The organism is Dokdonella koreensis DS-123 (assembly GCF_001632775.1).
In the GTDB taxonomy this organism is placed as follows: domain Bacteria; phylum Pseudomonadota; class Gammaproteobacteria; order Xanthomonadales; family Rhodanobacteraceae; genus Dokdonella; species Dokdonella koreensis.
The window spans coordinates 2,563,062-2,586,979 of sequence record NZ_CP015249.1 but is presented as its reverse complement, the minus strand read 5'-3'; the positions used below and the strand labels follow the sequence as shown (position 1 = coordinate 2,586,979).

Sequence of the window (23,918 nt, the reverse complement as noted above, 5' to 3'; positions counted from 1 at the left end):
CCGGCCGGCGAAGCAAGGCTCGCGCGTCACCGGGATGCCGGCCGCGGTTTCGATCCACAGGCGTGGGCTGCCCGATGGCGGCCTGACCGCCGCCGGGACAGGCCGAGGGCGTCCGCGCGAGGTGGGGTTCCCGCTCGAGGTTCAACGCGAACAAGAGGCCTGCATGCCCGTCGCCGGAACGTCAGTGCTCTTCAGAGCGTCGGCACTGCTCACGCTCGCCCTGTCGGCGTCGCCGGCGGTCGCCCGATGGCTGCCGGAGTGGATCGGCATCTGGACCTACGACGAACCGGTCCGCAGGGTCACGCCGGTCGGCATCCGCGTTGCCGGTGACGGCGGGGTGTTCGGCATCGCCGACGTGATCCACCACAATCGTTCGCATGCCGCCTTGCTGCATTTCGGAAGCGGCGGCGGTTTCGCCTGGGCGCGCGAGTTCGCGGTGGACGGCGAGGTCGGCATCGAGCTGTTGCCCGGCGGGCGTGTCGCGCTGGTCGGCCAGACGGTCGGCACGGGAAGCGCGCTCGCCGTCACCGTCCGTGTCTACGATGCCGCCAATGGCGATCTGCTCTGGGAGCGCCAGACGGGCCCGGGAACGATCGGCGCGGTCCATTCGGGCCGGCGCCACGCGGTCGTCGGCGCGAACGGGGACCTGCTGGTGCGTGCATACGGCGGGGGTCGCGAGGTCATCGTCTTTCGCTACGACGCGGCCGGCAACGCGCTGCCGGAATGGCGTTCCGTCGTGTCCGCCAGCGACGCCATCAGCGGGCTCGGCGAGATCGTCGCCTTGCCCGATGGCGGAGCGGCCGTCACCAGCGAGGGAGTCGCCGGGGACGGGCGCAGAGGGCAGGTCACCGTGCGGTTCGACGCGGCGGGCCGGGTGGTCTTCAGCGACGTCGAGTTCGGCGAATCGGGCGCTGCGCAAGGCCCGGCGCGCCTGGTGTCCTATGCCGACGGCACGATCGCCGCCGCGGCGGCGCCCGAGTCGCTGTTCGGGGAGACGCAATCGCAGGTGTGGAAGCTCGCCGCCGACGGGCGCCGCCTCTGGACGCGGGTGCTTCCGGACGCCTCGCCCGGCTCCAATGCGATCAGTGCGCTCGCGCCGGCGGCCGATGGCGACGTGCTGGTGGTCATGGCCGACTTCGGGAACGAAAAGAACTTCCACCTGCTTCGCCTGGACGGCGCCAGCGGCGCGGTCGTGTGGAACGTCGATCCACCGGCCGGCTTCTCGCCGTCCACGCTGGGCGTCGCCGCGAACGGTCGCGTGCTGGTGGGCGGATTCGCCCTTGCCGGCGTGGGGCGTGTCACCAGCCGCGTCGTCGAGTTCGATGCCGGCGGCAGGCCCTGCCGGCGCAGCGAGGACCTGGCGATGTTCGGCACCGTCGCGGTGACGGCCAGTCCCGATGGCTGGACCGTGCTCGGCCCGAGCGAGAACCTCAACGACGCCGTCGTGCGGCGCTACGACGCCGACGGGACGTGCACGGAAAGCGACACGGTCTTCGTCGACGGTTTCGAAACGGTCGCCGCCGGTCGTTGAAGCATCGCGACAGCGGCGCCTTCGCCGCGCGCAGCGGACGTCCAATGCAGAGGCGTCCGTGCGCCGCCTAGGGCGATGCCGGCGGCGGCAGCTCGGCACCGCCCATGACACGGCGGACGATGCGATGCACGGCCTGGCCGTCGACCAGCGGATCGGCGTCGAGCACCAGGAAGTCGGCGCGGCAGCCGTCCTCCAGGCAGCCGATGCGCTCGTTGGGGAACAGCAGTTTCGGCGTATCCATGCTCAGCATGCGCAGCAGTTCCGCCGGCGTGAACAGCCCGAAGCCGGCGAGGTAGTCGTACTCGGCCAGCGAGGTGCCGGTGAAGCGGTCGCTGCCCATGGCGATCGGTACTCCGGCGGCGCGCAAGCGGCGCAGGTTGTCCTTCTGGACGACCTGGATCTTTCGCAGGGCGTCGGCGTCTTTCCCGGCGATGAAGGCCGCGATGCTGGCGGTGGCGATCACCACGGTACCGCGCCGGGCCGCCTCGGCGAGGGCCGCATCGCCGAGGCGGTAGTCACCGGCTTGCTTGCCGGGACGGATCGCGTAGCCGGGCAGGTGGGCGATGATGTCGGCGCCGGCGCGTACCGCGGTCTCGAAGTCGGCGGCCGAGTCGGTGTGCACGGCGACGCGCAGGCCGTCCGCATGCGCGCGTGCAACCAGCGGGGCGAGCAGCTCGGGCGCAAGTCCGTTGTAGCCGAAGGTCTTCGGATCGGCCCGCCGTGCGGGGTCTTCGGAGTGGACCAGGATCGCCTTGATCCAGTCCGGCCGGGCGGCCCGGATCAACGGCCATTTGGCGTCGATGTCCTCGCGCGTTTCCAATGAGACATAGAAGCGATCGCGGACGGTCTCCGGCCCGGCGTCGGAGCCGCTGCGGCGCAGGTCGGCCATGACCATGCCGAGCGGGTGGCCGTCCGGGCTCGACACGCACACGGTCTGCACCAGGCGCAGGTCGCCCCGCGCGCGCAGCGCGTCGCGCACGCTCTTGTTGTCCGCTTCGTTGCCGCACAGCATGGCCGCGTAGAAGACGCCTTCGCGCAGGTAGAGATCGCGGAAGCGGCCGAGGTTCGCCGCGTTCTGCAGGTTGTGGTTGTGCGCCTCGGCGAACGGCGGCACGACCCAGCGCTGCGCCAGATCGACGCGCGCATCGACCGACGCGGGGGGCGCGGCGACCAGCCGTCCGTCGACCGCATAGCGCGTGCCCGTCGTGAAGCGTTCTCCGTCGAACCAGCGGCCGTTCGCGTAGGCCACGGTTCGCGCGGCCGCCACCTGGCAGAACCCGAGCAGCAGGAGCAGGCCTGCCGCGACGCAGCGCGCCGGTGGTCCCGGCGGACGGCGGAAAGGTGCGACGGGCGGCGGAAGGCGTTCCATGATGCGTCCTCGTGGGGAAGGATTCCTCCGAAGATGCAGCCGGGTGTGCTGGCGTCGCAGGTGCGCCGGAGGCCCGGCGGCGGCCGGCCGGAGCCATACCCCGCATCCGGGAATCGGGCCGGGGCCGCCACTCGGTGTGGTGGGCCGTGGCCTGGCGCCGGCCGCATCCCGCCCGATGATGGAGCGTGCTTTTCGGAGGCATGACCCGTGCTCTTCGTCGCCCGGGGATCGACAGGGCGGGCGCCGAGGACTTGCCGAATCTGTGCCATCCGGGGCGGCGCAGATGCCCGTGCACGACCTGTTCATGCTGCGCCGCAGCGTCCGCGCGCGGGCGGCGTGCTTGAAAAGCGGGCCGATCGGGGTGACAGTTCGGACTCCTGATCGGAGGCTAGCCATGACCAAGCTCGACAAACCGTTGCGGCGCGAACTCGACGTGGGCGGCACGACCTATACGCTCGTCGTGGATCCGGACGGCCTGAAGCTCACCGAGAAGGGCAAGCGCAAGGGCATCGTCCTGCCGTGGACGGCGATCGTCAGCGGCGATGCCGGGCTGGCCGCGGCGCTGCAGGCCTCGACGCAGCCGTAGGCCGGGGCACGCCGTAGCGGCGCCGCCCGCCGGCGCCGTCTTCGCTCAGACCGGCGGCAGCGCCTGCGAGGTGCCGGCGATCGCCTCCCAGGGATCGTTGCGGCGCCGCCGCACGCGCTGCAGCGCGCTGCGCAGCGTGAACGCGTCGCCGCCGGGAACGCGGCCCAGCTCGCTCCAGGACAGCGGCATGGCGACGCCGGCCGCGGGGCGCGCGCGCAGCGAGTACGAGGCGACGCTGGTCGCGCCGCGGCCGTTGCGCAGCCAGTCGACGAAGATCTTGCCCTTGCGGTTCTTCGCGCCGGCGACGGCCACCAGCTCGTCCGGATGCAGCGAGGCCAGCGCGCGGGCGAAGCCCTGGGCGAAGCGGTGCGCGGCGTCCCAGGGGGCCGGCGGATCGACCGGCACCACCACGTGCAGGCCCTTGCCGCCGGAGGTCCGCACGAACGAGGCCAGGCCGATCGCCGCCAGCTGCCGCCGGACCTCGCGGGCCGCGGCGACGACGCGGGGCCAGGCCACCGAGGCGCCGGGATCGAGGTCGAAGACGATCCGGCTGGCATGATCGGGGTCGCCGGCGGGCGATCCCCACGGATGGAACTCCAGCACGTTCATCTGCACCAGGTCGAGCAAGCCGGCCGCGTCGTCGACGCTCAGGTAGTCGTCGCTGCCGTCCTTCTCGCGGATCCGGATCGTATGGACGTGCGCGCCCCAGCCGCGACCGGCGTGCTTCTGGAAGAAGCAGGCCTTGGCGATGCCGTCCGGGCAGCGCACCACCGACAAGGGCCGGCCGGCCAGTTCCGGCAGCAGCCACGGCGCGATCGCGGCGTAGTAGTCGGCGACCTCGCGCTTGGTCAGTCCGGCTTCGGGGAACACGATGCGCTCCGGGCTGGTCAGGGTCGCTGCCTCGGCGCCGGCCGGCTTGCGCGACGGGCGCGCGGCGCGGGTGCCGCCGGTCCGCCGTGCCGGCGACCGCGCCTGGTCGATCAGATCGTTCACTGTCTTGTCCTCCCGGAATGTCTTGAAGGCCGCCTGGCGCAGCAGGCCGTGGCCGCCGTAACCCTGGAACTCGACTTCCGCGATCAGGCGCGGCGCGACCCAGTGCGCCAGCGCGCGATCTGCGTGTGCCAGCCGCTCGATGCCGGCCGGCGGCCGATCGACCTGCCAGTGCGCCAGGCGCCGGCGCAGGTCGCGCAACTGGCCGGCATCGAAGCCGGTGCCGGCGCGGCCGACGTAGTGAAGCCGGCCTCGCTCATCGGGCGCGGCCAGCAGCAGGGCCCCGATGCCGGGACGGCTGCCTTTCGGCTCGGTATAGCCGACCACGGCGAACTCGTCGGAGGGGCGCGCCTTCACCTTGACCCAGGCGCCGCTGCGCGTGCCGCTGTAGCCGCTGTCGACACGCTTGCTGACGATGCCCTCCAGGCCGGCGGCGAGTGCCTGTGAGAACACGGCCGCGCCGGCGCCGACCTGGTGCTCGGAATAGCGCAGCAACGGGTGCGGGCGGGCGGCGAGGCGTTCGGCCAGGTGCCGCTTGCGCTCGACCAGGGGCACGCCCGCCAGCGAGCGCCCGTCGGCATGGACCAGGTCGAACAGCATGTAGCAGGCCGGCTCGCGCGACGCGGCGGCCAGCCGTCGTTGCAGCGCATTGAAGCTCGCACGCGCGCCCTGCAGGACGATCATCTCGCCGTCGAGGCGTGCGCTGCGGAAGCCCAGGTGGCGAACCGCGTCGGCGAGCTCGGGGATCTTGCCGGTCCACTCCAGGCCGTTGCGCGACCACAGGCGCACCGTGCCGCGGACGACGGTCGCCAGGATGCGGTAGCCGTCCCATTTGGCCTCGTGCAGCCAGCCATCGCCGGTGGGCGCGCTGGTACGGGACCGGCACAGTTCCGGTGCGAACGGGGCGTGGGTGATCGTCTCGGCCGTGCCGAGGCGGTCGAGGGGCACGGTCGCCGCCGACGCCGCGGTGGTCGCCGTCGCGTGTGCGCGCCAGATCACGCGCCGGCGCGCCGGCGGCCATGGCCGGTCGGTGGTCGGATCGACGAAGTCGTCGGCTTCGCGCGGGCCCGCGTAGGCGTCGTCGTGCTTGATCAGCAGCCAGTGCTGCCGCTTGCCCTGCCGGCGCGTGCGCACCAGTACCCAGGAGCCGCGCAGGACGTCGCCGTGCAGGGTGAATTTCAGCTCGCCGCGCGCCAGGCCGGCGCGTGCGCTGCCCGAAGGCATCCAGGTTCCCGTGTCGAAGACCTCGACATGGCCGGCACCGTAGTGGCCCTCGGGAATGTCGCCTGCGAAGCCGGCATAGGCGATCGGGTGGTCTTCCACTTCCACCGCCAGTCGCTTGGACGCCGGGTCCAGGCTCGGCCCTTTCGGCACCGCCCAGCTCTTGAGCACGCCGTCCAGTTCGAGGCGGAAGTCGTAGTGGCGGTGGGACGCGTGATGCAGCTGGACCACGAAGCGGCGTGCCCCGGACCGGGTGCCGCCCGCCCCGGCCGGCTCGGGCGTGGCGGCGAAATCGCGCTTGCGGCGGTAGGCGGCCAGCCCCATGGCTTAGAGCGCGTTATGGACGTTGAGGTGAGCTGCGTTGAGCCGCCGCGTCGTCCCGGCAAGGCGGGCAACGCGGTCGGGGCGGCGCGGCGGCTCAATCCTTCGGGAAGGCCCCTGGCGCGGCGCCCAGCGGCGTTGCAGCCCTTGGCCAGACGGCCAGTCTGACCGGTGGGCTGCGCCTTGCTGGATCACCGCGCCAGGGGCCTTCGCGCTCAACTCAACGTCCATGGCACGCTCTAGCCCACGCGGTGGCGCGGGTCCTCGCCGTAGCTGTGCCGCGTCTCGATCGAGCCGTCCAGCCGGTGCACCACCAGCTGCGCCAGGCCGCCGTCGTGCTGGATCGTGCTGCCGAGCTGGCGGCCCTGCTGCAGGGCCTGTTCGCGGGACGGAAACGCGCCGATCGAGTAGCCCGAGGTCTCCTGCAGGTGCCAGCGGTCGTCGGCGTCGAGGTGGACCAGATGTATCACCCTGCGGGGCATGGCCACGTCCTGGAAATGATCGGAGTGCCTTGGTACCAGTGCGCGCCTGAACCCTGCCGTTCCGGCCGGCCCGCCAGGGTTCGCGCGGTGTCCGGCGCGGCCTCAGCCGGCGCGCTTGGCTCGCTTGCGCGCCGCCGCCGGCTTCGCGGCGGAAGCGGTCTTGCGAGGCGCCGTCCGCCGTCCGGTCTTCCTGGCCGGCGGCGACTTGGCCGGCGTGCGCTTGTTGGTGCCGATGCTCTTCTTCAGCAAGGCCATGAAGTCGACCACGTTGGTGGCGGCATCCTCGGGTGCTTCCGGTTCGTCGTCGATGGCCTTGATCACGCCCTTGCTCTTGATCCGCTTCTGGATGACCTTGCCGAGGCGCTCGCGGAACTCGTCCTTGTAGTGCTCCGGCTTCCACGGGCCGCTCATCGACTCGATCAGCTGTTCGGCCATCGCCATCTCGGCCTTGTTGATGCGGAATGCGGCGAGGCTGCCGCCCGGAAACGCGTACTCGTCGATCGGGACCAGCTCCTGCGGATAGCGCAGCAGATTCATCACGATCGCGTCGCCCTGCGGGATGACGGCGCACAGGTACTCGCGCGTGCGGATGACCACGCGCCCGATACCGATGCGCCCGGTCTTCTTCAACGTCTCGCGCAGCAGCACGTAGCCCTTCTCGGCCTTCTTGCCGGGGACGAGGTAGTAGGGCTTCTCGAAGAACTGCGGTGCCAGCGCGTCGTGCGCGACGAACGACTCGATGTCGATCGATTCGTGGCTCTCCGGGGCGGCCGACCTGATGTCCTCCGGTTCGAGCACGACGTAGCTGCCCTTGTCGTACTCGAAGGCCTTCACGACGTCCTTCCACGGGACCTCGGCGCCGGTCTCCGCATTGACGCGCTCGTAGCGGATCGGCTTCTTGTTGCGCGCATCGAGCATGCGGAAGTGCAGGTCGACGCGGCGTTCGCCGGTCATCAGCGAGACGGGGACGTTCAAGAGGCCGAACGACAGGGTTCCGGTCCAGATCGGGCGTGCCATGGGACTTCCTCGTTCGATGGCCCGGTGCCGAGGGGCCGAAGGCGCCGGCGATCGTCGCTCGCAGGTGCGCGGACCGCGTGTCCTGGACGGGGCGGCGGCGCGACGCGCCCCGTGCCGGAACACGCTGTAGCAGGCGGGGGCTGAATCGGCCGCAACCGCCGCAGGGGTCAGCCCGCGTCGCGGTCCGGCGGCAGCGCCGCCGCATCGGCGCGCCGGCTTCGCGCCATGGCGCGCTCGATCAACGGTGCGAATGGACTGGCCTGGAAGTAGTCGAGCACGTCGCGCCAGGACATGAAGCTCACGGCCATGCGGCTGTGATAGTCGGCCGCCTCGATGTCCTCGTCGGCCTTGCCGGCCGCCGCTGGCGCCAGCGCGCCGGCCCAGACGACGATCCCGAGCGGACCGCGGTTGATCAGCGTGACGGCGCGATAGCTGCCGTCCGGCGATGGTGCCGGCTCGCGTTCGTGCGCGCGGCGGGTGTGCATCATGGTCCGGACCTCCGGCTTCGGCAGGGCGCCGCGCAGCCCCGGGACGGCGCGATGCGGCGCGGCCGGCAGACGTACCGGACGCCGCCGCGGGTGTCAACCTCGGCCGGGCATCGGCCGCCGCCGGCGGGCACGCCGGCCCATGGAACCGCGGTCGCGGCGCCACCGCAGCGGGTGTGCCGCGCAGTGCGTTTCGCTTCGGCGCGGTATGATCGTTCGGGTTCCGGTCGCGGCCGCCGGCGGTCTTCGCCGGGCCGGGCCGCGCCGCCACCTCCGGTGAATCTGGTTCCCTACACGCAATGCCCGGTACCGAAAGCGTCAGCAAGCAAGCCGTCCTCGGCGGTGTCGCCGGCATCGCCCTGCTGGCCTTCGCGCTGACCTATCGCTTCTTCCCCGGCGTCTTCCACCCGGCACCGCAGGTGCAGCAGCAGCCGACCGCCTCGCAACCGGCCAGCCCGGCGATCGCGCCGTGGATCGCCGAGCAGCGCCCGCCGACCGAGGCCGAACCGGCCGCGCCGTCGGCCGACGGGGCCGCGCAGACCCTCCTCGCCGAGGCGGTCGCGATGGGGCCGCCGGCACCGGTCACCGAGGCGGTCGCCGCCTTGCTCAAGCGTGCCCGCAGCGCCGAGGCCCAGGGCCGCCTGATCGAGCCGGCCGACGGCAGTGCCGTCGCGCTGTATCGCGAGGTGCTCGCCCAGGACGCCGGCAATGCCGAAGCCGAGCTGGCGCTCAAACGCATCGGCGGCGCGATCCGCGACTGGGCCATCGCGGCGATGGAACGCGGCGAGAACGCCGAGGCGCGCCGCTTCGTCGCCGCGTTCGCCGATCTCCCGCATGCCGATTCGGAATTGTCCCAGCTCGAGGCGCGGCTGCGCGTGCTCAACCAGGTGATGCCGTTGCTGGCGCGCGCGGCCGACCTGCTCAAGGCCGGCAAGGCGGTCGGCGAGGGCGAGGACACCGCGCTGGCGGTCTACCGCCAGGCGCTGGCGCTCGACCCGGACAATGCGCTGGTCGACCAGGGACTGGCGCAGATCGAGCGCGGCTTCCTCGACCAGGCGCTGGCGGCCGCCGCGCAGGACGACTTCGCCGGCGCCGACCGGATCCTGGCCGACGCGGTCGCGGTGCGGCCCGGCTCGCAGGAGCAGCAGGACACGCGCGCCCGCATCGAGGGCCTGCGCCACCAGCAGGCCGAGAGCGTGCTGGCCCAGGCCGGCTCCGCGCTGGATGCGGGCAATGCGGACCTGGCCGAGGACCTGCTCGAGCGCGCGCTGGCGATCAGTCCCGACCTGCCCGGCGTGGACGACTTCAACCAGCGCCTGCGCAATGCCCGCCTGTATGCCTCGTTCCGCCCGGGCGAGGTGATCCGCGATACGTTCCTGGCCACCGCTGGGCAGGGCCCGCCGCTGGTCGTCATCCCGACCGGCAGCTTCGTGATGGGGTCGGCGGCCGACGAGGAAGGCCATCGCGACAACGAGGAGCCGCAGCGCCGGGTCGAGGTCGGCGCCGGCGTCGCCTTCGGCCAGAGCGAGGTCACCGTCGGCCAGTTCCGCGACTTCGTCAATGCCGCCGGCTACGTGACGGACGCCGAGCGGGCCGGCACCGGCAGCTACTACGACGAGGGTACCGGCCGCCTGGCCGATCGCCGCGGCATGACCTGGAAGAACGACTACAGCGGCGGCCGCGCCGACGACAACCTGCCGGTGATCAACGTGTCGTGGAACGACGCCACCACCTACCTGGCCTGGCTGTCGCAGCAGACCGGCAAGCGCTACCGGCTGCCGAGCGAGGCGGAGTTCGAGTACGCGCTGCGCGCGGGTTCCACCACGCCCTATCCGTGGGGCGAGGGCGATCCGCGCCGGCCGGTCGGCAACTTCACCGGCGACGGCGACCGCTCGCCGAAGAAGCGCAGCTGGGCCCGCGCGTTCGCCGAGTACAGCGACGGCTACTGGGGGCCGGCGCCGGTACGCAGCTATCCGGCCAACGCGTTCGGCCTGCACGACATGGTCGGCAACGTGTCCGAGTGGGTCGAGGACTGCTGGCACGACAACTACACGCGCGCGCCGCGCGACCAGCAGGCCTGGGTCAATCCCGGCTGCAGCAACCGCGTGATCCGCGGCGGCTCCTGGGGCAGCGCGCCCGACCAGGTGCGGTCGGCCTGGCGGGCCGGCCTGGCCGCCGGTTCACGCAGCGCCCAGATCGGCTTTCGCCCGGTCCGCGACCTGTAGCGGCGGCAGCCGCCGGCCGCGGCCGGCTGAAAACAACGGTCAACCGGCCGCCGGACCCCGCTGCGCTGCGCCCGATGCCGCAGTATGCTGCGCGCAACGTCGAGCGGGGAGCATCAGCCATGGGTCCATTCGGTGATCGTGCGGCAGGCGGCGTGCAGCGCCGGCGCGGCCTCAAGTTCTGGCCGATCCTGTTGTTCCTGGGCTACCTCGGCTACTACTACTTCAGCCACCAGCAGAGCGCCTCCTACACCGGCCGCAAGCAGCTGATCGACACCACCGCCGAGCAGGAGGCCGCGCTGGGCCTGCAGTCCTATCGCGAGATCCTGTCGCAGTCGCGCGTGGTCACCAGCGGCGACCTGCCGCAACAAGTGCGCGGGATCGCCCAGCGGCTGATCGAGGCGGCGCCGAAGGTCGAGCAGTACCTGGCGCAGACCGCGAACATCCCGGCCTCGACCGACTGGAGCGCGTTCAACTGGGACGTCAGCCTGATCGAGTCCGACCAGGTCAACGCGTTCTGCCTTCCCGGCGGCAAGATCGCGGTCTATACCGGCATCATCCCGGTGGCCAAGAACAGCGACGGCCTGGCGGCGATCATGGGGCACGAGATCGCCCACGCGCTGCTGCGCCACGGCGGCGAGCGCATGGCGCAGCAGAAGCTGGTGCAGATCGGCACGATGGCGGCGAGCATGTCGGTCGGCGAGATGGACCCGCAGCAGCAGCGCATGGTGATGGCGGCGATCGGCGCCGGCGCGCAGTACGGCGTGCTGCTGCCGTTCTCGCGCGATCACGAGTCGGAGGCCGACAAGGTCGGCCTGCTGCTGGCGGCGGCGGCCTGCTTCAATCCGCAGGAAGCGCCCAAGCTGTGGGAGCGCATGGCCGCGCTCGGAAACCAGAAGCCGCCGGAGTTCATGTCCACGCATCCGGCCGAAGCCACGCGCATCCAGCAGCTCAACGCCTGGATGCCCGAGGCCGAGCAGGTGCGCCAGCACTTCTGCAGTACGCCGGCACGCTGAGGTACCGCGGAGGTGGCGCGCCGGCGCTGCCTCCGTCGACGATGGAGGGCGACACGATGACCACCCTGGCCGATTTCAGCGCCGTCACGATCGACGGCGAGACCGTTTCGCTGGCCGGCTACGCCGGCAAGCTGGTGCTGATCGTCAACGTCGCCTCGCGCTGCGGGTTCACGCCGCAGTACGAGGGGCTCGAGGCGCTCTGGCGGACCTACCGCGAACGGGGCCTGGTCGTGCTCGGGTTTCCCTGCGACCAGTTCGGCCACCAGGAACCCGGCGACGAGGCGCAGATACGCAGCTTCTGCACCTTGAACTACGAGGTGAGCTTTCCGCTGTTCGCGAAGATCGAGGTCAACGGCGCCGGCACGCACCCGCTCTACCGCTGGCTCAAGGCCGAGCAGCCGGGCGTGCTGGGCACCGAGGCGATCAAGTGGAACTTCACCAAGTTCCTGGTCGGCCGCGAAGGCGGCGTGCTCAAGCGCTATGCGCCGACCGACACGCCCCAGGCGATCGGCGAGGACATCGCGACGCTGCTGGCCTGAGGCCGGTCTCCCGCGCCGGGCTCAGGCTGGGTCCGGCCGGCGGCGCACCGGCAGCGGCACGTTGCACAGCTCGATCTTGCCGGCGGGGGCCAGGTACCAGTCGTCGCGGCGGTTGCGGCGCGCCTCGACCAGGGTCGTGAACGTCGCGGTATCCGTGCGCAGCGCTTCCAGCGGCAGGCGCTGGTCCTCCGGCAGGTCGGCCGCGAGCCGCACGCTGCGGATCGCCAGGCGCTGCTCGGGCTTCTCGTAGAAGCCCAGCGGCCCGGTGCCGCGCGGCAGCGCCGCCAGCAGTTCCATGCCCTGCACCACGCGGCCGACCAGCGCGATATTGCGGTCCAGCTGGCGCGGCGCATGGCCGATGACGACGTACAGTTCCGCGCCGCTTCCCGAGTCGGGCGCGTTGTCGCGGCCGGCGCCGACCATGCCGTAGCAATGCGCCAGCCAGGCCTGGCCCGAGGCCGGATCGCGGCCCGCCGGGAAGCCGGCGGAGAAGCCTGCTTCCGGTGCGTAGACGTCGCCGTCCGGCAGGCGCGTGAACGGCAGGCCCGCGGCGGCGCGCGTGAACTCGGGGGCCACGCGGCGCAGCGCCTTGCCGTGGCTGCGCGCCTTGGCGGCGTCTTCCGCATCGGGATCGCCCCACTGGGTGACGAAGTTGTCCTGGACGCGCAGGATCGCCAGCCCGTCGAAGTAGCGCTGCCGTACCAGGGTGCGGATGTTGCCGGCATGCAGCGGCGCGAACGCCGGTGCCAGCTCGATCACCACGCGCCCGCCGGGCAGGTCCAGGTAGAGCGTGTCCTCCGGCGCCAGCGCGCGCCAGTCGCCCGGCTTGGCGTCGGCGATCACCTGCTGCATCGTGCGCGGCGGCGGGGTCTCGGCGGCCGTTGCCGGCGCAGCCAGCAGGAGGGCGGTCAGCAGCGGAAGCATGCGCATGGCGGGGGCTCGGCAGGAGGTCCGCGCGATTGTGCGGCAGCGGGAGCCGCGCCTCCAGCCTCAGGCTGCAGCGCGGCCGGCCTTCGGCTCCGGTACCAGCAGCACGTCGGTCACCGCGCTTTCCAGCACGCGCCGGGCCACGCTGCCGATCAGGATGTCGTACAGGGCGCTGCGGCCGTGCGAACCGAGCACCGCCAGCGGGCTGTCGCTGTCGAGCGCGTAGTCGTTGAGCAGGTCCTCCGGCGCGCCGAACTCGACGAAGCTCGCCAGCCGCGCCTGTAGCGCGGGATCGAGGCTGGCGACGAAGCGCTCGCAGTCCTCGACCGCGTCGGCGCGGAAATCCTCGCGCATCGCGGCGCGGTCCATGAGGTGGGCGAACGGCGGCTGGTGGGCGTGCAGCAGGGCCAGCAGGGACTGATCGAACCAGGCGGCCGTCGTGCGCAATGCGTGGCGCGCGCTGCCGGAGAAGTCGGTGGCGGCAACGATCCGGTGGTAGGCGCCGTGCACGCGCCTGCGCACGACCAGCAGCGGCACCGGCGCGCGGCGCGCGAGCCGCTCCACGGTCGTGCCGATCGCGTTGCGTCCGAGCGTCTCGTCGCGGGCCAGGCCGGTGACGATCAGCCCGCTGCCGGTCTCGGCGGCGACCCGCAGGATCGCCGCGGCGGGCTCGCCCTGCTCGACGCGGGCGCTGGCGCGCACGCCCGCGCCGGCAACGTCCGCCCGCAGCTGGCGCTGCGCCAGTTCCAGCGGCGTCGCGCGCCGGCGCCAAGACGGCACCGCCGCGCCGCCGGGGTCGGGTGCCGCCGGCGGCGGCTCGACGACGGTCAGCGCGACGAGGTCGGCATCCCAGTGCCGCGCCAGTTGGACCGCGCGGTCGAACGCACGGTCGCAGCGGCTGCCGAGATCGGTGGCGAGCAGGATCGCGCGCGGCGGCGCAATACGGTCGTTGGCGTCCATCGGTCGCTCCGGGTCGGGAAGTGCAGGACCGCATCTTCCCAACACGGCGGCTCGCCGCCGTTGATCCTGGTCAATGGCGCGGCAGCGCGCGCCCGGCGGCGGTCAGGCGCTGGCCTGGTCGAGGCGGGCGATGTCCTCGGCGCAGAGCACCAGGCGCACTGCGCCGGCCAGTTCGTCGAGCTGGGCGACGCTGGTGGCGCTGGCGATCGGCGCGCGGACGCCCGGGCGCGCGATCAGCCAGGCCAGCGCGACCTGGGCCGGCGTCGCCCGCTGCGCGGCGGCGACGGTGTCGAGCGCCGCGAGGATGCGCAGCCCGCGTGCGTCGAGGTAGCGGCGCACCCGCTCGCCGCGGGCCCGGCTCAGGCCGAGATCGGCTTCGCTGCGGTACTTGCCGCTCAGGAATCCGCTGGCCAGCGCGTAGTAGCCGATCACGCCGAGGCCGTGGTCGCGCGCGAGCGGTTCGAGCCCGGCCTCGTAGCCGGCGCGGTCGTAGAGGTTGTACTCCGGCTGCACGGTCTCGTAGCGCGGCAGGCCGTAGCGGGCGCTGGTCGCCAGCGCCTCGGCCAGCCGCGGCGCACTGTAGTTGGACGCGCCGATCGCGCGCACCTTGCCTTGCTCGATCAGCCGCGAGAACGCGCCGAGGGTCTCCTCCAGCGGCACGTTCGGATCGTCCTCGTGGGCCTGGTAGAGGTCGATGTGGTCGGTCCGCAGGCGCTGCAGCGATTCGTCGGCGGCGGCGCGGATCGTGGCCGGCGCCAGGCCGCGATGGCGGCTCCACTTGGCGACCTTGGTCGCGATGACGACGCGGTCGCGCACGCGGCGCCGGGCGAGCCACTCGCCGATGATCGTCTCGGACTCGCCGCCGCGGTTGCCCGGAACCCAGGCCGGGTAGGCGTCGGCGGTGTCGATCAGGTTGAAGCCGTGGGCGACGAACGCATCGAGGATCGGCAGGGCCCGTGCCGCGTCCACGCTCCAGCCGAACACGTTGGCGCCGAACGCCAGCGGCGCGACCGTGATTCCGGAGCGGCCGAGCGGCCGCACGGGCAACGGATCCGCGGACACGGACGGCGCGCGCTCAGCCTTCGGATCGGTCGTAGGTGCGGATGAAGTCGCGCACCTCGGGGTAGACCTTCTCGCGCCAGCGCCGCCCGCTGAAGATGCCGTAGTGGCCGGCGCCCTTGATCTCCATGTGGCGGTGGGCCGCCTTCGGGATACCGGTGCACAGCGCGTGCGCGGCGGCGGTCTGGCCCAGGCCGGAAATGTCGTCGAGCTCGCCTTCGATCGTCATCAGCGCGGTCGTGCGGATCGCCGCCGGGCGCACCGGCTCGCCGGCGACCTTCCAGGTGCCGAGCGGCAGCGCGTGCTCCTTGAACACGACGCGGATCGTGTCGAGGTAGTACTCGGCCGGCATGTCGAGCACGGCGTTGTACTCGTCGTAGAAGCGCCGGTGCGATTCGGCGTCGTCGAGGTCGCCGCGCAGCAGGTTCTTGTAGAAGTCCCAGTGCGACATCAGGTGCCGGCTCGGGTTCATCGCGACGAAGCCGGCGTGCTGCAGGAAGCCCGGGTAGACGCGGCGCCCGGCGCCCGGGTAGTTGTCCGGCACGGCGTGGATCACGTTGTTCTCGAACCACGACAGCGGTTGCGTGGTGGCCAGGTCGTTGACCTTGGTCGGGCTTTCGCGCGTGTCGATCGGGCCGCCCATCATCGTCATCGTCAGCGGCGTCTGCTCGCCGGCGGCCGCCATCAGCGCGATCGCCGCCAGGACCGGCACGGTCGGCTGGCAGACCGAGATCACGTGCAGCTTCTCGGCACCGATGTGGCGGATGAAGTCCTGGATGTAGGCCACGTAGTCGTCGAGCCGGAATTCGCCCTGCTCCAGCGGCACCATGCGCGCGTCGATCCAGTCGGTGATGTACACCTTGTGGTCCTGCAGCAAGGTGCGTACGGTGTCGCGCAGCAAGGTCGCATGGTGGCCCGACAGCGGCGCGACGACCAGGACGCTGGGGTCCTTCTTCATCGCCGCCAGGTGTTCCGGGTCGTCGCTGAAGCGCTTGAACCGGACCAGGTTGCAGAACGGCTTGGCCAGCGCGACCTGTTCGGAGATCGGCGTCTCGTGCCCGTGCGTGGTCACCGCCGGGATCCGGAACTGGGGTTTCTCGTACTCCTTGCCCAGCCGGTACAGCAGCTCCCAGCCGGCGGCGAGGCGTTGCGCGCCGGGCAGGCTCGACAGCCAGCTGTCCTGGCCCGAGAGCATCCGCGCGTTGGCGTCGGACATCGCGACCAGGGGGCGCAGGAGCGAGCGCTGCAGCTCGTGGATCTGGTACAGCATGGGTAGCGGTCTCCGCGAAGGATGGGCGATGTTATCGCATTGCAGCACGATCGCCCGGCCGGGCGGCCGCGACCATGGTCGGGGCCGGATTTAACGATTCGATGACGAGGAACGAATGACCGGCAAACACTACGACCGGACCTACTTCGACCGCTGGTACCGCGACCCGGCCCGCCGCGTGCGTTCGCCGGCGGCCACCGCGCGCACGGTCGCGCTGGCGGTGGCGATGGCCGAGTACTACCTCGGCCGGCCGTTGCGCTCGGTGCTGGACGTCGGCTGCGGCGAGGGCGCGTGGCGGGCGCTGCTGCGCCGGCTGCGGCCGGGTATCGACTACCTGGGCCTGGACGCGAGCGAGTACGCGGTCGCCCGCTACGGCCGCGCGCGCAACCTGCGCCTGGCCCGCTTCGGCCAGCTCGGCGAGCTGCGCTTCGAGACGCGTTTCGACCTGATCGTGTGCTCGGACGTGCTGCACTACGTGCCGTCGGCGGAGCTGCAGCGCGGCCTGTCCGGCTTCGCCGAGCTGCTCGAGGGCCTGGCCTTCATCGAGGTGTTCACGGCGGCGGACGACCCGGAGGGCGACATCGAGGGCTTCATCCGGCGCAGTCCGGACTGGTATCGCCGCGCGTTCGCCGGTGCCGGGCTGATGGCCTGCGGCTCGCACGGCTACCTCAGTCCGCGCCTGCTGCGGACCGCCGCGGCGCTGGAGCTGGCGCCGCGTTGAACGGTCACGGGCGTCGCCAGCACCAGTGCCAGGGCTCGTAGGCGATGCCGTGCCGGTTGCCGCGCGGATAGGACATCGTGAATCCGTACCGGCCGGCATGGCCGCGCAGCCAGGCGAAGGCCGGTGAGGCCTCGAAGGCCTCCTCCAGCGCCGGATAGCCGGGCGTCGTCAGGTCCAGCACGCGGCCGGAGTGGTGTTCGCTGTAGCCGGGCGCCGCGCTGACGCGCAGGATCTCCTCGATGCCCAGGCCGCGTTCGAGCTTGCGCCGCAGGATCCCGAGCTGGTAATCGGCCGAGCGGAACGCCGAGACCACCTGCAACACGACGCCGTCGGCGACCGCCGCGGCCGCCATGCGCCGCCAGGCGCGCGCGGCGGCCGGCGCCAGCCACTGCGGGCGGCCGTGGACGTCGATGCCGATGAAGCTCAGGTGGCGTGGCTCGCGGACGATCGACAGCCCGCGCCGGCGCCCGTAGTCGGCCGGCACGCCGAGCCGCCGGGCCTCCTGCACGACGGCGCGCCGCGCCTGCGTGTCGCAGCGGACAGGAGGATCGGGTGCGGCGACGGACATCGGGCCGGTCGTCTCGGCGGCAGGGACGAAGGCGCCAAGCTTACGGCATCAGCCGGCGTCGCCCGCCGCCAGCCGCGCAGCGACCGTCGTGTCGCCGCCGAGCGACTGGTAGATCAGCACCTGGTTGTTGAGGCGCGCCAGCCGGTTCTCGGCCAGCGCGATCTCGGCGGCGCGCCGCCGCTCCTGCGCGTCCAGCCACGACCGCAGCGCGATCGCGCCGGCCTTGTAGCGGACCTCGTAGAGGCGCTCGGACGTGAGTGCGGCGACCAGGGACGCCTCCAGCAGCCGGCCGCGCTCGGCCTGCGCCAGGCGTGCCGCCAGCGCGTTGTCGACATCGGCGTAGGCCTGGTAGAGCGTCTGGCGGAAGCCGATGACGGCCTCCTCGTACTGCGCCTCGGACACCTGCGTGTCGAGGCGCATCTGGTTGAACTGCAGGAACGGCAGCGCCAGCCCGGCGCCGAGCGTTCCGACCGGGTTCTTCAGCACGTCGACCAGGGACGTGCTGGAGCTGCCGGCGCTGCCGGTGAGGCTCAGCCGCGGGTAGTAGCTCGCGCGGACGGCGTCGGTGCCGGCCAGGCTCGCGCGCAGGCGCAGCTCCGCGGCGCGCAGGTCGGGCCGGCGCGCCAGCAGTTCCGACGGCAGGCCGGCGTCGATCGCGGGCAGCTCGCCGTCCGGCAGCTCCCTCGGATCGACCTCGATGTCGCCGGGCGGCCGGTCGAACAGGATCGCGAACGCGTTGCGCGTCTCCACGCGCTGCTGCAGCAGGCTGGCGTGGCTGGCCTCCTGGCTGGCCAGGTTCTGCTCGGCGTCGCTGACCTCGAGCGCGGACACCGCGCCGGCGCGGTACTGCACGCGCACGAAGTCCAGCGTCTGCCGCGCCACCGCGATGCTCATCTCGCTGGTGGCCAGACGCTGGCTGAGATACGCCAGCTGCCAGTAGAGCCCGGCGGTGGTGCCGACCAGCGCGATCGCGGTGGCCTCGCGGTCCTGTGCCGTCGCTTCCGCTTCCCAGGCCGCGGCGTCGCGCTGGCTGCCCAGGCGGCCCCACAGGTCCACCTCGTAGCTGGCCGACAGCGACGCGGAGTTCGAGCGCGAGGACGGTCCGCCGTGTCGCAGGTCCTGGCTGAGGTTGGAGCCGACGCTGGCGCTGACCGACGGGACCAGGGCGTTGCGCGCCAGGTCCGCCTGCAGCCGCGCGCGCCGCAGGCGGACCGTCGCCGTGGCCAGGTCGTTGTTGCGCGCGAGCACCGCGTCGATCACGCGGTCGAGCTCGGCGTCGCCGAAGCCGCGCCACCAGGCGTCGACAGCGGATGCCGTCGCATCCGGCACGCTCGTCCACGCGGCGGGCGTCGCGACCTCGGGGCGCACGTACGGCGTGCGCACGATCGCGCCGCAGGCGGTCAGGGCCAGGGCGGCCAGTACCGGGACGGCGATCCGGCCGGTACGGCGATGGAGGGGCAGGTGCATGCAGGCGTCTCCGTTAGAGCGTGTCATGGACGGTGAGGTGAGCTGCGTCGTGTCGCCGCGTCGTTCCGGCAAGGCGCCCGTCGCCGCCTCGGGTGGCGCCCAGGGCAAGGCGGGTAACGCGGCCGGGGCTGCGCGGCGGCGCAACCCGTCGGGAAGGCCCCTGGCGCGGCGTCCGGTGGCGTTGCAGCCCTGGGTCAGACGGCCAGTCTGCCCGGCGGGCCGCGCCTTGCCGGATCACCGCACCAGGGGCCTTCGCACTCCGCTCAACGTCCATGACACGCTCTAATCACGCGCCAGCGCGTCGACCGGGTCCAGGCGGGCGGCGTTGCGCGCCGGTAGGAAGCCGAATACCACGCCGATCAGGGTCGAGCAGGCGAACGCGACGATCATCGAGCCGGCCGAGTAGACCATCGTGAAGCTGCCGCCGAGCCGTGCGAACAGCAGGCCGACCGCGATCGCCAGCAGCACGCCGAGCAGGCCGCCGAGCAGGCACACCAGCACCGCCTCGATCAGGAACTGCTGCAGGATGTCGCCCTGGCGCGCGCCGACGGCCATGCGTACGCCGATCTCGCGGGTGCGCTCGGTGACCGAGACCAGCATGATGTTCATCACGCCGATGCCGCCGACGATCAGGGAGATCAGCGCGATCGACGAGACCAGCAGGGTCATCGTCCGCGTGGTCTGCTCGATCGTCTGGCGGACCGAGTCGATGTTGGACACGTAGAAGTCCTGGCTGCCGTGGCGCTGCGTCAGCAGCGCGGTGATGCCGGCCTCGGCCGCATCCATCGCGACGCTGTCCTCGACGCGCACGGTGATGCTGCGCAGGTAGTTCTGGCCGAGCAGGCGGTACATCGCCGTGGTGTACGGCACGAACACGTTGAGGTTCTCGTTGCTGCCGAAGGCCGAGTCCTTCTTCGCGGTGACGCCGATGATCCGGCTCGGCATGTTGTTGAGCAGGATCACCTGGCCGATCGGGTCGGTGCCGGCCGCCTCGGCGCCTTCGCCGAACAGCTTCCGGTAGGTGTTGTCGTCGATGACGACGTCCTGCGACTGGCGGCGCACGCTGTCGCCGTCGAAGGCCACGCCCTGGGCGATCTCGAAGCCGCGGACGCGGAAGTACTGGTCGCCGACGCCGTTGATCGAGGCGTTGACCGAGATGTTGCGGTAGCGCAGCGTCGCGCTGCTCGACACCGTCGGCGTGACGCTGTCCACGTACTCCTGCTGCGCCAGCGCGTCGGCGTCGGCGGGTACCAGGGTGCGCACGCGCGCCGAGCGCATGTCGCCGAAGCCGCTGCCCGGGTAGATGTCGATGACGTTGGTGCCGATCGTGCTGATGTTGTCGAGGATCTGCTTCTGCGAGCCGGCACCGAGCGCGACCACCGACACCACCGAGGCGATGCCGATGATGATGCCGAGCATCGTCAGGAAGGTGCGCAGCCGGTGCGCGTTCATCGCCAGCAGTGCCATCCGGAACGCCTCGCCGAAGCGGTCGTAGACGGCGCGCCACGATTCGCGCGCGCTGCGCGCGCGGACGCCGGCCGCGCTGCGTGCGGCGCCGTCGCGGCGGCGGTCGGCGACGATGCGGCCGTCGCTGATCTCGATGATGCGCGAGGCGTGCTCGGCGACGTGCATGTCGTGCGTGACCAGCACGATGGTGTGGCCTTCGGCGTGCAGCTCCTGCAGCAGGGTGAGCATCTCCTCGCCGCTGCGGCTGTCGAGTGCGCCGGTCGGCTCGTCGGCGAGGATCACCTCGCCGCCGTTCATCAGCGCGCGCGCGATCGACACGCGCTGCTGCTGGCCGCCGGAGAGCTGGCCGGGCTTGTGGTCCAGGCGGTCGGACAGGCCGAGCCGGCCGAGCAGGGCGGTCGCGCGTGTCCGGCGCTCGGCCGCGTCCTTGCCGGCGTAGATCGCCGGTGTCTCGACGTTGCCGAGCGCGGTCAGGTCGGCCAGCAGGTGGTAGCGCTGGAACACGAAGCCGAAATGCTCGCGCCGCAGCTCGGCCAGTTCGTCGGGCGTCAGGCGGCCGGTCTCGCGGCCGGCGACGCGGTAGCTGCCCGCGGTCGGCCGGTCCAGGCAGCCGAGGATGTTCATCAGCGTCGACTTGCCGGAGCCGGACGCGCCGACGATCGCGACGAACTCGCCGGCCTCGATCGCCAGGTCCACGTCCTTCAGGACGACCAGCGTCTGGTCGCCCGCCGGGTACTCGCGCCGGACCTGGCGCAGTTCGAGCAGTGCCGCCGTCATCGTCAGAAGCCCGGCGGCGGGCGGATGCCCATCGCGCGGCGGCCGGTACCGACCGCTGCCGCGCTGCCGGACTGGCCGAGGACGACCTCGTCACCCTCGGCGAGCCCTTCGAGGATCTCGGCCTGGATGTTGTTGTTGAGCCCGACCCGGACCGGCTTCTCGACGACCGCACCCTCGGCATCGAGTACGCGCACGAAACGCGGCGGTGCCGGCTGCTCGCCATCGGCCGCCTCCCGCCGCCGGCGGGGGCGCTCGCCGTCGCCGGCGCCTTGCGCCGACGGCCGCTGCGCCGGCGCCGCTGCCGTCGCCGTCGTCGCCGCGGGTCCGGAAGCCGGCGGCGTGGTCGTCGGCGCTGCAGCCGCTGCGGCGGTGCCGGCCGTCGGCGCCGCGCTGCGCCGCTGCGACCCGCCGGACCGCGAGCCTGCGCCGGTCACGATCGCCGAGGCGGGCACCAGCAGTGCATCGCGCGCCTCGCCCAGCACGATGTTGACGGTCGCGGTCATCGAGATGCGCAGCTTGCCGTCGGGATTGGGCACGTCGAACAGGCCGTTGTAGTAGATCGCCGTCGAGGACGAACTGCTGCTCGAGGAGCTGCTGCCCGATTCGTTCGCGATCGATTCCGGCGCCGGTTCGATCGCGCGCAGCTCGGCGTAGTAGCGCCGGTCCGGCTCGCCGAGGATCGTGAACCAGACCTTCTGGCTCGGCTTGACCTTGACGACGTCGGCCTCGGAGATCTGCGCCTTGATCGTCAGCGTCGAGAGCTCGGCGAGCTTGACGATCGTCGGCGCCGACTGGTTCGCGTTGACGGTCTGGCCTTCCTTGGTCACGACGGCGACGACCGTACCGTCCATCGGCGCGAGGATCTTGGTGTAGCCGAGGTTGAGCCGCGCGGTGTCGACCTGGATCGAGCCCTGTTCGATCTGCGCATCGAGGGCGGTGATGTCCGCGCGGGTCGAGGCCAGCGTCGCCTCGGCCGCCTCGTACTCCGCGCGCGAGGTCGCGTCGGCGCTCATCATCTCCTGCTGGCGCTTGAAGGTGAGTTCGGCCTGCTTGAGCGCGGCCACCCGCGCGGTGCGCTGGGCGCGCAGGGTCGCCAATCCCGCTTCGGTGTTGCGCAGCGCATTCTGCTGCGGCAGCGAGTCGATCTCGGCGATCAGCTGGCCCTGGGTCACGGCATCGCCCAGGTCCACCTTCAGCGAGACCACGCGGCCGGACACCTGCGCACCGACGCTGACCAGGTTGCGCGCCTCCAGCGTGCCGGTGGCGATCACCGTCTGCTCGATGTCACCACGCGTGACCGGCGCGGTCACGTAGCGGGTGGCGACCTGGGTCGGGAACAGCCAGAGCTTGACGGCGAAGCCGATGCCGGCGACGACGAGCAGGCCGATGGCATAGCGGAGCAGGCGGGACACGGTTCGTGGCATGGAGGCAGGCGTGGCGATCGGGGCGCCCAGTGTGCCGGCTCGCGCTGTCAGGCTGCGCAGCGTGATTGCAAGGGAAATGCAAAGACCCCCTGCAATCGCGCAGGGATCATGGAGATCCGGACGGCGCCGCGACGATCCAGCGCGCGATGTCGGCGATGACTTCGTCCTCGACGCGGCCGGGCTTGGCGTAGTCGGCCGGCCCCGGCGGATCGCCGGCCGGCATGAACAGATGGTTGAGCCGCGGATACTCCACCAGCCGTGCGCGCGCATCGCCGTCGAAGGCATTGCGCCACAGTACGAAGTCGTCCACCGGCGTGACCTGATAGTCCGCTGCGCCTTGCAGCACCAGCAGCGGCTGGCGGATGCGGCGCGCCGTGGCGACCGGGTCGTACGCGTTCAAGTCCAGCCAGTAGCTGCGCGGCAGTCCCAGCATCAGCGGCGCGTCGCCGGCCGGGCGATCGGCGAGCTGCTTGACGGTGTCGCGCTGCCGTTCCAGTTCGGCCAGCGCCGCCTGTGCGTCGGCACCGGACGTGCCGGCCAGCCCGGCCAGGTAGCGGCTCTGGCGCACCACGGTGTCTTCCAGGCGCATCGCCGGCGCGGCCAGCAGGACCAGGCCGGCGATGCGCGGATCGCGCTCGCCGATGCGCGGCGCCAGCATCGCGCCGAGGCTGTGGCCGACGACGAAGACGCGGTCCGGGTCGATGCCCGGACGGGCGCGCAGCGCGGCCACCGCGGCCAGCGCATCGTCGACGACTTCCTGATCGACGGTGAAGTCGTTCCCGGCCAGCGTCTGCGGCGCGGCCTGGGTGCGCTTGTCGTAGCGCAGCACCGCGATGCCGTGCTCGGCCAGGCCGTGGGCGAGATCGCGGAACGGCTTGTTCGGCCCGATCGTCTCGTCGCGGTCGTGCGGCCCGGAGCCGTGCACCAGCACGGCGGCCGGCCAGGGGCCGGTGCCGGTCGGCAGCGTCAGCGTCGCCGGCAGGCCGATGCCGGCGCTGTCGATCGTCAGCGCGGTTTCGGCGTAGCGGTCGGTCGCGACCGGCTCGGGCGGGGCGGCGACGGCCTGCTGCGCCGGCACCAGCCGGAAGCCGCTGACCTGCCCGTCCGGCTCCACGACGACGCGCGCATCGAGCGCGACCAGGGCGAACTGCAGGGTCGAAGTCAGCACCGGGCGCCCGCCCACGGTCTCGCCGCGCACCGGGCTGCGCGTGCGCCGCTCGCCGAGCTGCTTGGGCAGCGTCTCCCAGACCTCGCGCAGCTTGCCGCCGGCCAGGGCCTCGCGCAGCGCGGGCTGGCCCATCGCCAGCGCCTCGTCGTAGCGGCCCTGGTCGAGCAGGTCGAGGAAGGCCTCGGCGCGGCGGGCCTGCTGCGGGTCGGCCGTCGCCGGTGACGCGGTGGGCGGCACCAGGCGCATCCAGGCGTAGCCGGCGCCGGCCACGAGCGCGAGGACGAGGGCAATCACGACCCATCGTTTCATGTGGGCGATCCTCGATGCAGTG

At 72.2% G+C, this 23,918-nt stretch carries 20 protein-coding genes; 6 read left to right on the top strand and 14 right to left on the bottom strand.

Going from position 1 to position 23,918, the window contains the following annotated elements; all coding sequences use genetic code 11:
* Positions 1–184 precede the first annotated feature (184 nt).
* The gene (locus I596_RS10495) at positions 185–1,531 is read left to right on the top strand and encodes a PQQ-binding-like beta-propeller repeat protein (RefSeq protein ID WP_150132107.1); all 1,347 of its coding nucleotides are present in this window, start codon (positions 185–187) and stop codon (positions 1,529–1,531) included.
* Between the two features lie 67 nt (positions 1,532–1,598).
* On the opposite strand, the gene I596_RS10490 is transcribed toward I596_RS10495, so the two are convergent.
* Positions 1,599–2,900: an amidohydrolase family protein gene (locus I596_RS10490; RefSeq protein WP_067647441.1), complete on the bottom strand. Its 1,302-nt coding sequence runs from the start codon at positions 2,898–2,900 to the stop codon at positions 1,599–1,601.
* Between the two features lie 394 nt (positions 2,901–3,294).
* Between I596_RS10490 and I596_RS10485 the strand changes: the two genes are divergently transcribed.
* Positions 3,295–3,486, top strand: a complete 192-nt coding sequence (locus I596_RS10485) for a hypothetical protein (protein ID WP_067647438.1) — start codon at positions 3,295–3,297, stop codon at positions 3,484–3,486.
* A 45-nt stretch (positions 3,487–3,531) separates the two neighbouring features.
* Here the strand turns inward: I596_RS10485 and ligD are convergent, their stop codons facing one another.
* The 4 genes from ligD to I596_RS10465 form a co-directional block, all read right to left on the bottom strand.
* Entirely contained in the window at positions 3,532–6,021 is a 2,490-nt protein-coding gene (gene ligD, locus I596_RS10480; RefSeq protein ID WP_067647435.1) for a DNA ligase D, read from the bottom strand.
* Positions 6,022–6,257: 236 nt separating this feature from the next.
* Positions 6,258–6,500 (bottom strand): DUF2188 domain-containing protein, encoded by a 243-nt coding sequence (locus tag I596_RS10475; RefSeq protein ID WP_083965510.1) that lies wholly within the window; start codon positions 6,498–6,500, stop codon positions 6,258–6,260.
* Positions 6,501–6,602: 102 nt separating this feature from the next.
* Positions 6,603–7,517, bottom strand: a complete 915-nt coding sequence (gene ku, locus I596_RS10470; protein ID WP_067647429.1) for a non-homologous end joining protein Ku — start codon at positions 7,515–7,517, stop codon at positions 6,603–6,605.
* 167 nt (positions 7,518–7,684) lie between these two features.
* Positions 7,685–8,005, bottom strand: coding sequence for a hypothetical protein (locus I596_RS10465; protein WP_067647426.1), 321 nt, complete (start codon positions 8,003–8,005; stop codon positions 7,685–7,687).
* 296 nt (positions 8,006–8,301) lie between these two features.
* Between I596_RS10465 and I596_RS10460 the strand changes: the two genes are divergently transcribed.
* From I596_RS10460 to I596_RS10450, 3 genes are all read left to right on the top strand, one after another.
* Positions 8,302–10,227 (top strand): formylglycine-generating enzyme family protein, encoded by a 1,926-nt coding sequence (locus I596_RS10460; RefSeq protein ID WP_067647422.1) that lies wholly within the window; start codon positions 8,302–8,304, stop codon positions 10,225–10,227.
* Between the two features lie 119 nt (positions 10,228–10,346).
* Positions 10,347–11,240 carry a M48 family metallopeptidase gene (locus I596_RS10455; RefSeq protein ID WP_067647420.1) on the top strand — a complete coding sequence of 298 codons (894 nt, stop codon included), beginning with the start codon at positions 10,347–10,349 and terminating at the stop codon, positions 11,238–11,240.
* 56 nt (positions 11,241–11,296) lie between these two features.
* A complete protein-coding gene (locus I596_RS10450) occupies positions 11,297–11,779 on the top strand; it encodes a glutathione peroxidase (protein WP_067651763.1) in 483 nt (160 codons plus the stop codon).
* Positions 11,780–11,800: 21 nt separating this feature from the next.
* Here the strand turns inward: I596_RS10450 and I596_RS10445 are convergent, their stop codons facing one another.
* The 4 genes from I596_RS10445 to I596_RS10430 form a co-directional block, all read right to left on the bottom strand.
* A complete protein-coding gene (locus tag I596_RS10445; protein WP_067647417.1) occupies positions 11,801–12,709 on the bottom strand; it encodes a peptidylprolyl isomerase in 909 nt (302 codons plus the stop codon).
* A gap of 60 nt (positions 12,710–12,769) precedes the next feature.
* Complete coding sequence (locus tag I596_RS10440; protein ID WP_067647414.1) at positions 12,770–13,666, bottom strand: universal stress protein; 897 nt, start codon at positions 13,664–13,666, stop codon at positions 12,770–12,772.
* 102 nt (positions 13,667–13,768) lie between these two features.
* Positions 13,769–14,713: an aldo/keto reductase gene (locus I596_RS10435; RefSeq protein WP_067651759.1), complete on the bottom strand. Its 945-nt coding sequence runs from the start codon at positions 14,711–14,713 to the stop codon at positions 13,769–13,771.
* 28 nt (positions 14,714–14,741) lie between these two features.
* The gene (locus I596_RS10430; RefSeq protein ID WP_067647411.1) at positions 14,742–15,995 is read right to left on the bottom strand and encodes a polyhydroxyalkanoate depolymerase; all 1,254 of its coding nucleotides are present in this window, start codon (positions 15,993–15,995) and stop codon (positions 14,742–14,744) included.
* 115 nt (positions 15,996–16,110) lie between these two features.
* Here I596_RS10430 and I596_RS10425 point away from each other — a divergent pair, with 115 nt between their 5' ends.
* Positions 16,111–16,716 (top strand): class I SAM-dependent DNA methyltransferase, encoded by a 606-nt coding sequence (locus tag I596_RS10425; RefSeq protein WP_067647409.1) that lies wholly within the window; start codon positions 16,111–16,113, stop codon positions 16,714–16,716.
* Between the two features lie 4 nt (positions 16,717–16,720).
* Here the strand turns inward: I596_RS10425 and I596_RS10420 are convergent, their stop codons facing one another.
* From I596_RS10420 to I596_RS10400, 5 genes are all read right to left on the bottom strand, one after another.
* Positions 16,721–17,284, bottom strand: coding sequence for a M15 family metallopeptidase (locus I596_RS10420; protein WP_067647407.1), 564 nt, complete (start codon positions 17,282–17,284; stop codon positions 16,721–16,723).
* Positions 17,285–17,332: 48 nt separating this feature from the next.
* On the bottom strand, positions 17,333–18,751 hold the full coding sequence (locus I596_RS10415; RefSeq protein WP_067647404.1) for an efflux transporter outer membrane subunit: 1,419 nt from the start codon (positions 18,749–18,751) through the stop codon (positions 17,333–17,335).
* Between the two features lie 282 nt (positions 18,752–19,033).
* Positions 19,034–20,995 (bottom strand): MacB family efflux pump subunit, encoded by a 1,962-nt coding sequence (locus tag I596_RS10410; protein WP_067647401.1) that lies wholly within the window; start codon positions 20,993–20,995, stop codon positions 19,034–19,036.
* 2 nt (positions 20,996–20,997) lie between these two features.
* Positions 20,998–22,407: an efflux RND transporter periplasmic adaptor subunit gene (locus I596_RS10405; protein WP_425478765.1), complete on the bottom strand. Its 1,410-nt coding sequence runs from the start codon at positions 22,405–22,407 to the stop codon at positions 20,998–21,000.
* Between the two features lie 118 nt (positions 22,408–22,525).
* Positions 22,526–23,896: an alpha/beta hydrolase gene (locus tag I596_RS10400; RefSeq protein ID WP_083965509.1), complete on the bottom strand. Its 1,371-nt coding sequence runs from the start codon at positions 23,894–23,896 to the stop codon at positions 22,526–22,528.
* Positions 23,897–23,918: the final 22 nt, after the last annotated feature.